Source organism: Halomonas sp. DP8Y7-3 (assembly GCF_019801675.1).
In the GTDB taxonomy this organism is placed as follows: domain Bacteria; phylum Pseudomonadota; class Gammaproteobacteria; order Pseudomonadales; family Halomonadaceae; genus Halomonas; species Halomonas litopenaei_A.
This window is the reverse complement of sequence record NZ_JAHVIO010000009.1, coordinates 114,519-128,388: the sequence shown is the minus strand read 5'-3', so window position 1 is coordinate 128,388 and position 13,870 is coordinate 114,519. Positions and strand designations below refer to the sequence as shown.

The following is a 13,870-nucleotide window of genomic DNA, read 5'->3' as shown; positions in this document are numbered from 1 at the left end:
CACGATGAAGGATGCTCAGCCATGAGCGACAGTCAGTACACCGACTCAGAGGTTTTCTCGTCTCAACCGTCTGCCGGAGATGACTCACCCGGCGCCCTGCTGTTGCGTGAGCGGGAGCGCCAGGGCCTGACCCGAGAGGAAGTCGGGGCAGCCCTGAACCTCCGACCCGCCGTCATCGAAGGGTTGGAGAACGACAATTACGACGAAGTCCCGGTCGTTACCTATCGACGCGGCTATCTGCGCAGCTATGCCCAGCTGCTGGGCGTCGACGTAGGCCGTGTGATGACGCTGTACAGCACGCGCATGGGCAACGAAGAAGTCGAACGCAAGGTGACCCCGGTCTACATCAACAAGCCCCCTTCGCGCCTTGGGGCCTGGCTGTTCCGCCTGATGACGCTGATCGTCATCGCCGGCTTGATCGGTCTGACCCTGATGTGGTGGCAGAGCCGTGGCGGCAGCCAACCGCCGGAAGTCAGCGACAATGGCCCGGTATCGGTGGATACCATCGACGGCAACGCTGCGGTCAGCGAAGACAGTGCCAGTAGTGACGAAAACCTGCCGCCGCTGCCTTCGGAAGACAGCGAGATGGGGCTGGTCGACGAGCAGGCGGAAGAAGCCAGCGCCGAAGTGGCCGAGAGCAGTGCCGACGCCACTCCGAGCACCGTGGCCGCCACCGAGGCAGCTGCCGCCAACGACGCAGCAAGCTCCGACAGTGACGACGCCGCACAGGACCTGGCCAGCGCGGATGACGCCTCCGAGCAAGACGCCGAGACTGACAGTGCCAGCGCTGCCGACGAGCAGAGCGCCAGCGAGGCAACGACCAGTCGGCGTATCCTCAAGCTGACCTTCAACGAGCAGTCCTGGACGGAAATCTTCGACAGCACCAACACCCGTGTCTTCGTCGGCCTGCAGTCACCGGGCACCGAAGCCACCGTGGAGGGCGAGCCGCCCTTCCGCATGACTGTCGGCAACGCCACCGGTGTCGAGCTCACGTGGGGCGGCGAACCCGTCGACCTGCAGCAACGCGCCGGCAGAAACAATGTCGCCCGCTTTACCCTGGGAGAGTGATTGATCGCCATGCATTCGCACTCACCGATCATCAGACGCAAGTCACGCCAGATTCATGTCGGCTCCGTGCCGGTTGGGGGCGATGCCCCCATCTCGGTCCAGAGCATGACCAACACCGATACGCTGGACGTCGAGGCCACCCTCGCGCAGATTCGCGCGCTGGAGCAGGCCGGTGCCGATATCGTGCGCGTATCCGTGCCGACCATGGAGGCCGCAGAGGCCTTCGGTCGCATCAAGAAAGGCACCCAGGTACCCCTGGTCGCAGACATCCACTTCGACTATCGCATCGCGCTGAGGGTGGCTGAGCTTGGGGTCGATTGCCTGCGTATCAACCCAGGCAATATCGGCCGCGAGGATCGCGTCCAGGCGGTGGTATCGGCAGCTCGTGACAACGGCATCCCGATTCGCATCGGCGTCAACGCCGGCTCGCTGGAAAAGGATCTGCAGAAGAAGTACGGGGAACCGACACCAGCCGCTCTGGTCGAATCGGCGATGCGTCACATTGACCACCTGGACCGTCTCGACTTCCCTGACTTCAAGGTCAGCGTGAAGGCGTCCGACGTATTCATGGCGGTGGCGGCCTATCGCGATCTGGCCGCTCGCATCGAGCAGCCGCTGCACCTGGGCATCACCGAAGCGGGCGGTTTGAGGTCTGGCACCGTCAAGTCGTCGATCGGCCTTGGCATGCTCCTGATGGACGGCATCGGCGATACGATCAGGGTCTCCCTGGCCGCCGACCCGGTCGAGGAAATCAAGGTCGGCTTCGACATGCTGAAGAGCCTGCGGCTGCGCGCCAAGGGCATCAACTTCATCGCCTGTCCCAGCTGCTCGCGCCAGAACTTCGACGTCATCAGTACCATGAACGCCCTCGAGGAACGCCTTGAAGACGTCATGACACCGCTGGATGTGGCGGTCATCGGGTGTGTGGTCAATGGCCCCGGCGAAGCCAAGGAAGTCGACCTGGGCCTGACTGGCGGCTCCCCCGCCAACCTGGTCTACATCGATGGCAAGCCTGCCAGCAAGCTGCGCAACGACCACCTGGTCGACGATCTCGAGGCGCTGATTCGCCAGAAGGTCGCCGAGAAGGAAGCTACCGAACAGAACGTCATCGCTCGCCAGCTGTGACCCCGTCCCGGCGAACAGGCGCCGGCTAAACGTCACAGTCAGCCTACGAGAAGCAAGAGCGGCGAGACCAAGGAGCAAGTTTTGAGCAAGAAGATCCAGGCCATCCGTGGCATGAACGACCTGCTGCCGGATGCATCGCCCGTGTGGCAGTACTTCGAGGCCCAGGTACAGGCGCTGATGAAGCGCTACGGCTACAACGAGATTCGTACCCCGATCGTCGAGCAGACCGCGCTGTTTGCCCGCTCCATCGGCGAGGTCACCGACATCGTCGAGAAGGAGATGTACACCTTCGACGATCGCAATGGGGACAGCCTGACCTTGCGTCCAGAGGGCACCGCCAGTGCCGTTCGCGCGGCCATGGAGCACGGTCTGCTCTACAACCAGACGCAGCGCCTCTGGTACACCGGCCCGATGTTTCGCCACGAGCGCCCTCAGAAGGGCCGCTATCGCCAGTTCCATCAGGTCGGCGTCGAGACCTATGGGCTGGAAGGTCCTGATATCGACGCAGAAGTCATCCTGCTGTCGGCGCGGCTGTGGAAGCAGCTCGGACTGTTCGAGCACGTCACCCTGGAGCTCAACTCGCTTGGTTCCAATGAAGCCCGCGCCGCCTATCGTGACACGCTGGTGGCCTACTTCGAGGCTCACCGAGAGGTGCTGGACGAGGACTCTGTCCGCCGCCTGCCCAGCAACCCGCTGCGGATTCTCGATTCGAAGAATCCGGCCATGGCCGAGATGCTCAGCGGTGCGCCGCAGCTGATGGATCATCTCGACCAGGAGTCTCGCGATCACTTCAACGCGCTCACCGCGCGTCTTGATGCCGCAGGTATCGACTACGTGATCAACCCGCGCCTGGTGCGTGGGCTCGACTACTACTGTCGCACCGTGTTCGAGTGGACGACCGATGCACTGGGCAGCCAGGGCACCGTGTGCGCTGGAGGCCGCTATGATGGCCTGGTCGAGCAGCTTGGTGGCAAGCCGACCCCGGCGGTCGGCTTCGCCATGGGAATCGAGCGCCTGATCCTGCTGCTGGAGACGCTGGATATTGTCCCTGAAGAGGCCCGCGCGCCGCTGGACGTCTACGTCCTCGGCATGGACAGCGCCACCGATGGCGATGCCATGGCGCTCGCTGAAACACTGCGCGACCAGCTGCCGGAGCTTGGCGTTCAGCTGCATTGTGGCGGCGGCAGCTTCAAGAGCCGGATCAAGAAAGCGGATCGCAGCGGCGCCAGACTGGCCCTGCTGATCGGCGAAAACGAACGTGACACGGGCCAGGTGGCCATCAAGTTCCTGCGCGACGACCGCGAGCAGCAGCTGGTCGAGCAGGCCTCGCTCGAGACGACGCTAGAGCGCCTGCTGTCCGAGTGATAGCCCCATTTCAGAAGGAGACCGCCCGTGGCGGAGCTGAGAACGGAAGAAGAGCAGCTTGAGGCGATCAAGCGCTGGTGGAAAGAAAACGGCACCTCGCTGATCGCGGGCGCCGTGCTGGCTGCCGCCGGCGTGTTCGGCTGGAATGCCTGGCAGGACTATCAGGAAGGCCAGTCCGTGGCCGCTTCCAGCAGCTATCAGCAGCTGCTGGACCTGGCCAGCCGTGATGAGCTGAGCGACAACGCTCTGACCCAGGCCGAGTCGCTGGTCGCATCGCTGCGGGAAGACCACGGTGACACGCTCTACAGCGAGCTTGCACTGCTGATGGAGGCGCGCCTGGAGGTCGACGGCGGCGATCTGGAAGCGGCCAGGGAAGCGCTCGAGTCGCTGATCGAAAGCAGTGACGACGGTTATCTGGTCGGTATCGCGCGTCTGCGCCTGGCTCGCCTGCAGAGTGCCGAGGGCCAGCACGACACGGCGCTGGCTACGCTGGATGGCGATATTCCTGCTGCGCTTGCAGCACAGCGCGACAACATCCGCGGCGACATCTACCACGCGACAGGTCAACGCGACCAGGCCGCCAAGGCCTGGCAAAGCGCCCAGACCCTGGCCGACGAGAACGGCCAACCGCTCCACGGCATTTCGCTCAAGCTCGATGACCTTGGCGACCAGGAGGCCACACTATGAAGCAGCGCACCAACAAGACCCGGATCGCCATCGCCACCGCCGTGACCATGGCCGCTTTGCTGGCGGGTTGCGCGAGCAAATCCGAGCCACAATATCCGCCGAAGGAACTCAAGGACTTCGCTGAATCGACCCAGGTGGACACGCGCTGGAGCGAAGGCGTTGGCGCCGGCCTGGGCGAGGCGACCTATCCCATCGAGCCCGCGCTGTCCGGGTCGACGCTGTTCGCCGCCGATGAGGAAGGCCTGGTCGAGGCGTTCAACACCGCCAATGGCGACACCCGCTGGGAAGTGGAGCTGGAATCTCCGATTTCCAGCGGCATCACCGCTGTAGACGGCGACGTCTTCCTGGCTACCCGCAATGGTGAAGTGGTGGCACTCGACCAGGACAATGGACGCGTCAAGTGGCGCACCAAGGTCCCCAGCGAAGTGCTGGCAGCACCGCAACCGACGTCGCAACTGCTGATCGTCCAGGCGGTGGATGGCACGGTGACGGCTCTGGACCGCCTGTCAGGTGACCGTCAGTGGGTCTTCACCGCCAATATGCCGTCCTTGACCCTGCGCAGTACCGGCACTCCGACCGCCATTGACCAGGTCACCTTTGCTGGCTTCGCCAATGGCCGCCTGTCGATCATCGACAATCGCTCCGGCCAGCAGATCTCAGAACGGACCATCGCCGTCGCGACCGGCATGAACGACATCGACCGCCTGGTAGACCTGGCCGGTCAACCGGTGCTGACGCCGGACGGTCGACTGTATGTCACCAGCTTCAACGGCCGCGTGGTAGCGCTCAACGCCCAGAGCGGTGAGACCCTGTGGTCAACGCCACTGTCCAGTTACCACACCCCGGTGCTGGTGGGCGACACCCTGTACGTCGTCGATGAAGCCAGCCGCCTGGTGGCCTTCGACGCCAACAACGGCAATGAGCTGTGGCGCCAGGAAGACCTCTACGGTCGCTCTGTCACTGCCCCGGCCTTCGCCGATGGCCGCATCGTGCTCGGTGATGCCGAGGGCTATGTGCACTTTATCGACGCCAGCAGTGGCCGCATGGTTGGCCGCACCCACATCGACGGCTCCGGCGTCAGCGTGCGCCCGCTCACCGATGGCAAGCGCGTCTACGCCCTGGCCAATGACGGAAGCCTGGAGGCTCTGGACATCCGCCCATGACCCCCGTTATCGCTCTAGTCGGCCGCCCCAACGTGGGCAAGTCGACCCTGTTCAATCGCCTCACCCGCTCGCGTGATGCGCTGGTCGCCGACTTCCCGGGACTGACCCGGGATCGCAAGTACGGCAACGGCATGCTCGGCAACAAGGCCTACACCGTCATCGACACCGGTGGTATCAGCGGTGACGAGGAAGGTATCGATGCCGCGATGGCCGAGCAGTCGCTGCAAGCCATCGACGAAGCCGATATCGTACTGTTCCTGGTGGACGCACGGGCCGGCCTCAACGTCGCTGACGAGGCCATTGCCAACCACCTGCGGGTCAACCAGAAGAAGACCTGGCTGGTGGTCAACAAGACCGACGGCCTGGAAGAGCATTCGGCCATGGCCGACTTCTGGCAGCTCGGTCTGGGCGATCCACGCCCGATCGCGGCTGCCCATGGTCGCAATGTCACGGCCCTGATCGACGAGGTGCTGTCGCCGTTCCCTGAGCGCGACATGGACATTCCCGCCGACACCGGCAGCAAGGGCATTCGTATCGGCGTCATCGGTCGTCCCAACGTCGGCAAGTCGACGCTGGTCAATCGCCTGCTCGGCGAGGATCGTGTCGTCGTCTTCGATGAAGCGGGCACCACCCGAGACGCGATCGAGATCCCCTTCGAGCGCCGGGGCAAGCCCTACGTGCTGGTCGACACCGCCGGTGTACGCCGGCGCAAGAACGTGACCGAAATCGCCGAGAAGTTCTCGATCATCAAGACCCTCGACGCGATCAAGGAATGTCACGTCGCGATCATGGTGCTGGATGCCCGTAGCGGCCTGGTGGAGCAGGACCTGCACCTTCTCGACTATGTGCTGACCTCGGGTCGCGCCCTGGTGCTGGCGGTCAACAAGTGGGATGGCCTGGAAAGTGAAGCCAAGGACAAGATGCGCGCCGAAATCAAGCGTCGCCTGGGCTTTGCCGATTATGCAGAGCTGCATTTCATTTCGGCGTTGCATGGCACCGCGGTGGGTGACCTCTATCCTTCGTTGGAGCGCGCCTTCGCTTCGGCCAATAGCCACTGGTCGACCAACCGCTTGACGACCCTGCTGCAGGACGCGGTGGAGCAGCACCAACCGCCGATGATCCACGGCCGCCGCATCAAGCTGCGGATGGCCCACCAGGGTGGCAGCAATCCGCCCATCATCGTGGTGCACGGCAATCAGACCGACAAGTTGCCCGACGCCTACAAGCGCTACCTGACCAACACCTTCCGCAAGGTGCTCAAGGTCCGGGGCACCCCCATGCGTTTCGAGTTCCGCTCCGGCAAGAACCCGTACGACCGCATGGCCGACGCCTCGGATAAGGTCAAGGCCAAGCAGCGCGAGCTGGGACGTACCAAGGAAGCGCGCAAGAACCGCAGGTAATCCAGCTCAAGCCGCACGCCAACGCCCGGCCACCGTGAGGTGGCCGGGCGTTTTGCTTCTATGGCTGTTCCGCCAGGCGGTGTCGACCCACCCAGTCCACCGCAAACTGATAGGCACAGCGTCCACTGCGCCCGCCGCGAAGTGTCGCGAAGCGAACTGCTGCCGTGTCGGCCTCATCGGTCCAGTCGCCCGCATGCCCTAGCCGCGAGACCCAGTGGCGGCAGGTCTCCAGGTAGGTGTCGCGGTTGAAGGGATGAAAGGCCAGCCACAGGCCGAAGCGGTCGGACAGCGAGATCTTTTCCTCCACCGCATCACCGTGATGCAGCTCCTCTCCGTCCGCGGTCAGCCGACTCTCCAGATTGTCGCTCATATGCTCGGGCATCAGATGCCTGCGGTTGGAGGTCGCATAAATCAGCACGTTGTCGGGAGGCCCTGTCAGAGTGCCATCCAGCACGCTCTTCAGCGCCTTGTAGGCGTCATCCGAACCTTCGAAGGACAGATCATCGCAGTACACCACAAAGCGCTCGGGCTGGTGCCGTAGCTGCTCCACCAGGATCGGCAGCCCGGACAGATCGTGCCGGTCTACCTGGATCAAGCGCAGTCCCTCGTCGGACAAGGTATTCAGCAAGGCGCGGACCATGGAAGACTTGCCGCTGCCACGGGAACCCCACAGCAACGCGTGATTGGCCGGGAGTCCCTGCAGAAACGCTCGTGTGTTGGCCACCAGTTCGCGTTTCTGGCGCTCGACGCCCACCAGGTCATCGAGCCCGAGGGCGTCCCTGGGGGGCACTGGCACCAGCTGGCCGCCGAGGGCATGACGCTGCCATAGCGCCGCCACATCACGGCGCCAGTCAACAGGCGTAGGTGGCTCAGGCAGCCAGGGGTCGACACGGTCGAGAAGGTTGAGCAAGCGCTGCGCTAGTTGGGTATCCATGGGGTGAGTGTCCTTGTCGCGTGTTAAAGCCGCCGGTCAGGGTCAGTGTCGCCTCGCGGAGACCCAGGTTGCACCACCTTTGCGGTTGACCCTTCCAGCAGTCCGGGTATCTTTGGCCAAACGCTTCTGATTCTACACGGGCAAGCGATGCCCGCTGTACCACGACAAGGAGACTCACCATGCGCTGGATGAAGGCTGTTGGCGCCTGCGCCATCATGGCGACCGTAGCTGCCTGTGCGACCTCACCGACGGGCCGCTCCCAGATGCTGTTGCTGGACGAGCAGCAGCTTAATCAGATGGGAGCCCAGGCCTTTGCCCAGTACCAGCAGCAGCTGCCTACCGTAGGCGGCAGCACCCTGGAGTACGTGCAGTGCGTGACGCGCAATGTGGTGCAGGCGCTGCCGGATGATCAGCGCAACCAGAACTGGCAGGTCAAGGTGTTCGAGTCGGAAGACGCCAATGCCTTCGCCTTGCCGGGTGGCTATGTAGGGGTCAACACCGGCCTGCTCGACGTCGCCACCAACCAGGACCAGCTGGCCACCGTGATCGGCCATGAAATTGGCCATGTGCTGGCTCATCATGCCAACGAGCGCGCCTCCACCGAGAGCGCGACGCAGCTGGGACTATCCGTGGTCGGCTCGGCGCTGGGCACCCAGGGAGTCACCGGCAGCGATCAGCTGATGGCCGCCATGGGCATGGGCGCCCAGTACGGCATCCTGCTGCCGTTCTCGCGCAGCCACGAAAGTGAGGCCGATACCATTGGCCTCGAGCTGATGGCCCAGGCCGGGTTCGACCCACGCGCCAGCGTCCAGCTGTGGCAGAACATGAGCGCTGCAGGGGGTGGCCAGCCGCCGGAATGGATGTCGACTCACCCGGCACATGGCAACCGCATCGCGGGTCTGGAAGCCGCCATGGGTGATGCCATGGCCCGCTACGAGCAGGCCCAGGCGAATGGCCTCAGGCCTAACTGCAAGGCACCCTGAGCCGTTCATCAAGGAGCGCCGTCGTCATGACCCTCAATCGCCTCGGACTGCTGTTGCTGGTCCTGCCCATCCTGCTACTGCTGGGGTTCTACTTCGCGGAATGGGGCGATATTCGCCAATGTGAGATGATCGACCAAGGACATTGGAACTATCTGACGGGTCAATGCAGCGAGAGCCCTTCACCCTTTGTACCGTGGATCGTCCGCAGCCCGTGGTTGGTCAACGGGGGTCTGTTGGTGTCGGTCATCGGCCTGGGCTGCTGCATGGTGGGGCTCTATCGGCGACGCCGCTAAGGCGCCAGTGCTGGTCTCTCATTACCGGGGCTCTATATCGGACGCGAATGCCGGGCGCCATGCCAGCCCCGTTGCCGGACCCGCTGCCCTGACCCTCTCCCTGTACCCCCCCCCGTACACCGCCCCAGTCCAACACACAGCAGGCGCCCTAGTGGCGCCTGCTGTGTGTTGTGGATAGCGGCCATGACCACGATGGTCAGGCACCCGCCGATAACGCCTGTCGCAACGTCGACAGCACCGGCGCCGTCTCCGGAACGACGCCTCGCCAACGGGCGAAGGACGCGGCGGCCTGCTCGACCAGCATGCCCAATCCATCGACACTGCGTGCACCACGCTCTGCTGCCCACGCCATGAACACGGTCGGCTCGGCGCCATACATCATGTCGTAGGCCAGCGCGCCCTCGGCGAAGAGATCGTCCGGCAGGGGTGGTAGCTCTCCCGAGAGGCTTGCGCTGGTGCCATTGATGACCAGATCGAAGGGTCCCGCCACACTGTCGAAGCCGCCCCCCCGGATAGTGCCAAGATCGGCAAAATCCTGCGCCAGGGCGCTCGCCTTGGCCGCGGTGCGGTTGGCTACGGTCAAGCCAGCAGGGTCATGGGCCAGCAACGGCGCCAATACCCCACGTACCGCGCCTCCAGCCCCCAGGACTAGGATATTGGCGCCCTGCAAGCGTGCGCCCTGACGCTTCAGATCCGCGACCAGGCCCACACCGTCCGTGGTATCCCCTTCCAGATTGCCGTCAGGCAGCAGACGAAGGGTGTTGACGGCTCCTGCGCGACGGGCCTGCTCGGTCAGCTGAGTGCACAGTCGATACGCTTCCTCCTTGAAGGGGACAGTGACATTGGCCCCCTGTCCCCCGGATGCCACGAACGTCTGCCAAGCGCCGGCAAAGTCATCCAGCGGCGCCTCGATGGCCACGTATTCGATGTTCTCACCTGTCTGGGCTGCAAAGGCCGCATGGATGGCCGGTGATTTGGAGTGACCGATGGGATGGCCGAACACACAATAGCGAGTCATTTCTGCTCCTGAGCAAACACTGCATCAATATCGCGACGGGAGGATCACCGCTCCGCCCACGGCGGGCGCCGGAAGCCGCTCACGGGGAAGCGCTGGTGGCCTGCTCTTGCTCTTCGGCCAGCCAGTCACGAGGGCGCAGGTAATCCTGCAAGGCCGCCTCGGCGCTTCCCTCTGCGGGTCGATAGTCGTATTCCCAGCGCGCCAGCGGCGGCATCGACATCAGAATCGACTCGGTGCGACCTCCGCTTTGCAAGCCAAACAGCGTGCCCCGATCCCATACCAGATTGAACTCGACATAGCGTCCGCGCCGATACAGCTGAAAGTCTCGCTGTTGCTGGCCCCAGGGCGTGTCGCGACGGCGTTCGACAATCGGCAGATAGGCCTCGAGAAAGCCATCTCCCACGGCTTGCTGAAATGCAAAACAGCGATCAAAGCCACCTTCATTGAGGTCATCGAAAAACAGCCCGCCCACCCCTCGCGTCTCATCCCGATGCTTGAGGAAGAAGTAGTCGTCACACCAGCGCTTGTAGCGCGGATAGACGTCCTCACCGAAAGGCTCGCAAAGGTCTCTGGCAACGCGGTGCCAATGGCAGGCGTCTTCGTGATGGGGGTAGAACGGGGTCAGGTCGAAGCCACCACCGAACCACCACACCGGCGCTTCGCCCTCGGCAGTGGCAATGAAGAAGCGCACGTTACCGTGGCTGGTCGGCACATGGGGGTTATGCGGATGCAACACCCAGGATACGCCGATGGCCTGAAAGCCCCTACCCGCAAGTTCCGGCCTGGCGGCGGTGGCTGAGGGAGGCAGGGTTGTGCCGTGCACATGGGAAAAGTTGACGCCGCCCTTCTCGAATAGCGCACCGTCTTCGATGACCCTCGAGCGACCGCCGCCTCCTGCCTCGCGAACCCAGTCGTCCTCACGAAAGTGCGCTTGCCCATCGGCATGCTCCAGCGCCTCGCACAGGCGATCCTGAAGCTCCAGCAGATAGCGTTTGACCACGTCGAGATTTGGCTGTGTCACATCGACTCCGTCGTTGCTTGTCGAATGGGCGTTGTCGCGTCACGCCCCACCCCGGTCTTGTGCAAATACAAGGCTGCCGCGCCATCGTCAGTGGCGCAGCACCTCACCACTGACCAGGTCGCGAATGATACTGGGGCGCGGATTTCCCCCCAGGTCACCGGGCACCACTGCGTCGAGTTCATCGCCGAAGATCCGATGGATATCGGCTTCGCTCATGGCCGGAGGCTCTCCAGCGCGATTGGCAGAGGTCGATACCAGCGGCCCCCCGAAGGCGCGACACAGAGCCTGAACCCCAGGATGATCGCTGACCCGTAGCGCCACCTTGTCATGGCTTCCGCGCACCAGCGCCGGGGTGCGCCCGTTGTCGGGCACGAGCCAGGTGTTGGGCCCAGGCCAGGTGCCCAGTAACAGGGCTCGCTGTTCTGCTGATACGGCGGTCAGCCAGGCATCGAACTGAGCAATATCTGCCGCTACCAGGATGACCCCCTTGGCGGGGTCCCGCTGCTTGAGCGCGAGCAAACGCTTCAGCGCCTCGTCGTTGTCAGGATCGCAGCCCAGCCCCCACACGGCCTCGGTGGGGTAGGCAATCACACCACCACGGCGAAGCACGGCGGTGGCTGAGGTCAGAATGGAATCAGGGTCACTCATGGCATCGAAGTCCGAATCGGCACATCGTGATAAACGGGTTGGAGCCGCATACTAGCATGAGGCACCGGACGCGTCGCACTGCGCCCTGCTTCGCGAGCGGGCGATACTTGGCCTCTAGCTGCCTCCGCCCAGCCTGACCCACCCACCGGCCACCAAGCCGGCGTGTCCCTCTATCTCGAGCAAGGTCAACTCGCGCTGACAGGTGGCGACATCACAACCCGCCAGCCCCATCAGCACATCCACCGGCAATGGCCTGGCACTCAGCAGATCGAGCAGCGAGCGGGCAGCGGCGCCGGATGGCGCCTCACTCCCAGTCGAGGACACTGCCCCCTGACGCGGCCCCCAACTGGCCAGCTCCTCGAACAAGTCATCGGGGTGACGTATCAGGGCGGCTCCCTCACGAATCAGTCGCAGGCAGCCTCTTGCCTGAGGGGAGTGGATAGAGCCAGGTACCGCCAGCACTTCCCGCCCCTGCTCCCCGGCCAGGCGGGCACTGACCAAAGAGCCACTGTGCTCTGCGGCCTCGACCACCAGCACGCCACAGGACACCCCCGTCACAATCCGATTGCGCCGGGGGAAATCCCCGGAATGAGGCCTGCGTCCAGGGGCAGACTCGGCCAGCAACAGGCCACCGTCATCCCGCAGGCGCCGGTACAGTGAGCCATGTTGGCCGGGATAGACGACATCGACACCACCGGCCAGCACGGCAACGCTGCGCCCGCCCACATCCAGAGCTGCGGCCTGAGCCGCGCCATCAATTCCCAGCGCCATGCCACTGACCAGGCACCACCCCGCTTCCGCCAGGCTGATGGCGAAACTGCGTGCATTGACCAGGCCTTCCCGGGTAGGACGCCGCGACCCCACCAGGGCCAGCCGCGGTGGGGTCAGCGCATCCAGATCCCCCAGCGCCCAGAGCACCACAGGGGGATCGGCAATCTGATCGAGCAAGGCCGGCCAGCGTGGATGCCCCGGATGCAGTAAATGACGCTGTTGCCCATGTACCACCCCCTGGGCCTGCCATTCCAGGGCCTCTTCGACAGGCGCCGTCAGCGGGCTGCGGCGTGGGTGCTCCAGCCACAGTCGCAGTGCCGCAGCAGCCATGGGGGGCAAGCCGGGCAACCAGCCTTCCGGCCAGGCAGGATTCAGGGAGCGTAACCGTGCCAGGCGCTTCGGTCCTACCTGGGGAAGCGCTTGCAATACCATCCAACGCTCGAAGTCGGAGTCCATGTCTACCCTCCCTGGGAAACATCGACGCATAGTCAGTGACGCTGTCGCGCCGGTTATTGTTATCGCTGTCGTTCTTGTTGATGTGCTTGCTGATGTTCTTGCTTTGCCGTTGTCGCCCACGCCGCCACTTCCGTCATGGCCGAAGGTGTGGCTGTCAGCGTGGACGTCGCTGGCGCTAACGGCGCTACTTTCGTCGTTGCTTATATTTAGCCAGTGTAGAAGGCCCGCCACGCCGCAAAGCGATGGGCTTCGCCGCAACGCCACGCGGTATCAGGCGATGACGTTTTGAGCATGGTATAGTGGTCGCCTATCAAGCCCATAGACGACAGCGGCTACTGCAACTTGCAGCGCCCCCCTAAAATGGGCATCACGAACTGTACGAACAACGGTGGAACCACAGCATGGCCAGACTCCCCATTCTCGAGTTTCCAGACGAGCGGCTGCGCACCAAGGCGGTTGTCGTGGAGCACGTCGATGACGAAGTCCGCCAGCTGGTCGATGACATGCTGGAAACCATGTACGCAGCCCCTGGCATTGGTCTTGCCGCCACGCAGGTGGATGTGCACCGCAGGGTCATCGTGATCGATGTCAGCGAAGACCAGTCAACGCCGGTCGTGCTGATCAATCCCGAGGTCACGCCGCTGGGCGACGAGCGCGAGCCGATGCAGGAAGGTTGCCTGTCCATTCCTGAGTACTACGCTGAAGTCCCGCGCGCCCTGCGCGTGCACCTGAAGGCGCTGGACCGTGATGGCAATCCCTACGAGCTCGAAGCCGACGGACTGCTGGCCCACTGCATCCAGCACGAACTCGACCATCTCGAGGGCGTACTCTTCGTCGATTACCTGTCGCCGCTCAAGCGCGACCGCGTGATGAAGAAGATGCAGAAGCGCCACCGTCAAATGCAAGGCGCCTGACCCCTACCTCTCCATCGCCATCAA

The 13,870-nt window shown here is 63.9% G+C and carries 14 protein-coding genes; 9 read left to right on the top strand and 5 right to left on the bottom strand.

All coding sequences use genetic code 11. From position 1 onward, the window contains the following. Nucleotides 1-21 precede the first annotated feature (21 nt). The 6 genes from KUV86_RS10320 to der all read left to right on the top strand — a co-directional run bounded on the left by KUV86_RS10320 (nt 22) and on the right by der (nt 6,808). Complete coding sequence (locus KUV86_RS10320; protein ID WP_206941577.1) at nt 22-1,068, top strand: RodZ domain-containing protein; 1,047 nt, start codon at nt 22-24, stop codon at nt 1,066-1,068. 9 nt (nt 1,069-1,077) lie between these two features. Next, nucleotides 1,078-2,193 (top strand): flavodoxin-dependent (E)-4-hydroxy-3-methylbut-2-enyl-diphosphate synthase, encoded by a 1,116-nt coding sequence (gene ispG / locus KUV86_RS10315; RefSeq protein ID WP_206941579.1) that lies wholly within the window; start codon nt 1,078-1,080, stop codon nt 2,191-2,193. A gap of 81 nt (nt 2,194-2,274) precedes the next feature. Then, on the top strand, nt 2,275-3,558 hold the full coding sequence (gene hisS / locus KUV86_RS10310) for a histidine--tRNA ligase (RefSeq protein WP_261397608.1): 1,284 nt from the start codon (nt 2,275-2,277) through the stop codon (nt 3,556-3,558). A gap of 27 nt (nt 3,559-3,585) precedes the next feature. Then, nucleotides 3,586-4,245: a YfgM family protein gene (locus KUV86_RS10305; RefSeq protein WP_222484705.1), complete on the top strand. Its 660-nt coding sequence runs from the start codon at nt 3,586-3,588 to the stop codon at nt 4,243-4,245. Then, nucleotides 4,242-5,408 (top strand): outer membrane protein assembly factor BamB, encoded by a 1,167-nt coding sequence (gene bamB, locus KUV86_RS10300; protein WP_206941585.1) that lies wholly within the window; start codon nt 4,242-4,244, stop codon nt 5,406-5,408. The genes KUV86_RS10305 and bamB overlap by 4 nt, the downstream gene beginning before the upstream one ends. Continuing rightward, on the top strand, nt 5,405-6,808 hold the full coding sequence (gene der / locus KUV86_RS10295; RefSeq protein WP_206941587.1) for a ribosome biogenesis GTPase Der: 1,404 nt from the start codon (nt 5,405-5,407) through the stop codon (nt 6,806-6,808). Before bamB ends, der begins: the two co-directional genes overlap by 4 nt. A 58-nt stretch (nt 6,809-6,866) precedes the next feature. On the opposite strand, the gene KUV86_RS10290 is transcribed toward der, so the two are convergent. Next, on the bottom strand, nt 6,867-7,742 hold the full coding sequence (locus KUV86_RS10290; RefSeq protein WP_222484429.1) for an ATP-binding protein: 876 nt from the start codon (nt 7,740-7,742) through the stop codon (nt 6,867-6,869). A gap of 179 nt (nt 7,743-7,921) precedes the next feature. On the opposite strand from KUV86_RS10290, the gene KUV86_RS10285 reads away from it, so the two are divergent. Then, entirely contained in the window at nt 7,922-8,725 is an 804-nt protein-coding gene (locus KUV86_RS10285; RefSeq protein WP_206941590.1) for a M48 family metallopeptidase, read from the top strand. Nucleotides 8,726-8,751: 26 nt separating this feature from the next. Next, nucleotides 8,752-9,018, top strand: coding sequence for a hypothetical protein (locus KUV86_RS10280; protein ID WP_206941592.1), 267 nt, complete (start codon nt 8,752-8,754; stop codon nt 9,016-9,018). Nucleotides 9,019-9,214: 196 nt separating this feature from the next. Here KUV86_RS10280 and aroE read toward each other — a convergent pair whose 3' ends face one another. The 4 genes from aroE to dprA all read right to left on the bottom strand — a co-directional run bounded on the left by aroE (nt 9,215) and on the right by dprA (nt 12,932). Further along, nucleotides 9,215-10,036, bottom strand: a complete 822-nt coding sequence (gene aroE / locus KUV86_RS10275) for a shikimate dehydrogenase (RefSeq protein ID WP_222162589.1) — start codon at nt 10,034-10,036, stop codon at nt 9,215-9,217. A 79-nt stretch (nt 10,037-10,115) separates the two neighbouring features. Next, nucleotides 10,116-11,057 carry an oxygen-dependent coproporphyrinogen oxidase gene (gene hemF / locus KUV86_RS10270; RefSeq protein WP_222484704.1) on the bottom strand — a complete coding sequence of 314 codons (942 nt, stop codon included), beginning with the start codon at nt 11,055-11,057 and terminating at the stop codon, nt 10,116-10,118. Between the two features lie 87 nt (nt 11,058-11,144). Then, nucleotides 11,145-11,705, bottom strand: a complete 561-nt coding sequence (locus tag KUV86_RS10265) for an L-threonylcarbamoyladenylate synthase (protein WP_206941601.1) — start codon at nt 11,703-11,705, stop codon at nt 11,145-11,147. Nucleotides 11,706-11,819: 114 nt separating this feature from the next. After that, nucleotides 11,820-12,932 carry a DNA-processing protein DprA gene (gene dprA / locus KUV86_RS10260; RefSeq protein ID WP_222484434.1) on the bottom strand — a complete coding sequence of 371 codons (1,113 nt, stop codon included), beginning with the start codon at nt 12,930-12,932 and terminating at the stop codon, nt 11,820-11,822. A 401-nt stretch (nt 12,933-13,333) separates the two neighbouring features. Between dprA and def the strand changes: the two genes are divergently transcribed. Further along, nucleotides 13,334-13,846, top strand: coding sequence for a peptide deformylase (def, locus tag KUV86_RS10255; protein WP_206941611.1), 513 nt, complete (start codon nt 13,334-13,336; stop codon nt 13,844-13,846). The last annotated feature ends 24 nt before the right edge of the window (nt 13,847-13,870 follow it).

What these genes read in the sequence shown, in the direction of transcription:
- der (WP_206941587.1), top strand. Translation starts at nt 5,405, where the DNA reads ATGACCCCCGTTATCGCTCTAGTCGGCCGCCCCAACGTGGGCAAGTCG.
- KUV86_RS10290 (WP_222484429.1), bottom strand. Translation starts at nt 7,742, where the DNA reads ATGGATACCCAACTAGCGCAGCGCTTGCTCAACCTTCTCGACCGTGTC.
- dprA (WP_222484434.1), bottom strand. Translation starts at nt 12,932, where the DNA reads ATGGACTCCGACTTCGAGCGTTGGATGGTATTGCAAGCGCTTCCCCAG.
- KUV86_RS10280 (WP_206941592.1), top strand. Translation starts at nt 8,752, where the DNA reads ATGACCCTCAATCGCCTCGGACTGCTGTTGCTGGTCCTGCCCATCCTG.
- KUV86_RS10320 (WP_206941577.1), top strand. Translation starts at nt 22, where the DNA reads ATGAGCGACAGTCAGTACACCGACTCAGAGGTTTTCTCGTCTCAACCG.
- def (WP_206941611.1), top strand. Translation starts at nt 13,334, where the DNA reads ATGGCCAGACTCCCCATTCTCGAGTTTCCAGACGAGCGGCTGCGCACC.
- bamB (WP_206941585.1), top strand. Translation starts at nt 4,242, where the DNA reads ATGAAGCAGCGCACCAACAAGACCCGGATCGCCATCGCCACCGCCGTG.
- KUV86_RS10265 (WP_206941601.1), bottom strand. Translation starts at nt 11,705, where the DNA reads ATGAGTGACCCTGATTCCATTCTGACCTCAGCCACCGCCGTGCTTCGC.
- KUV86_RS10285 (WP_206941590.1), top strand. Translation starts at nt 7,922, where the DNA reads ATGCGCTGGATGAAGGCTGTTGGCGCCTGCGCCATCATGGCGACCGTA.
- aroE (WP_222162589.1), bottom strand. Translation starts at nt 10,036, where the DNA reads ATGACTCGCTATTGTGTGTTCGGCCATCCCATCGGTCACTCCAAATCA.
- ispG (WP_206941579.1), top strand. Translation starts at nt 1,078, where the DNA reads ATGCATTCGCACTCACCGATCATCAGACGCAAGTCACGCCAGATTCAT.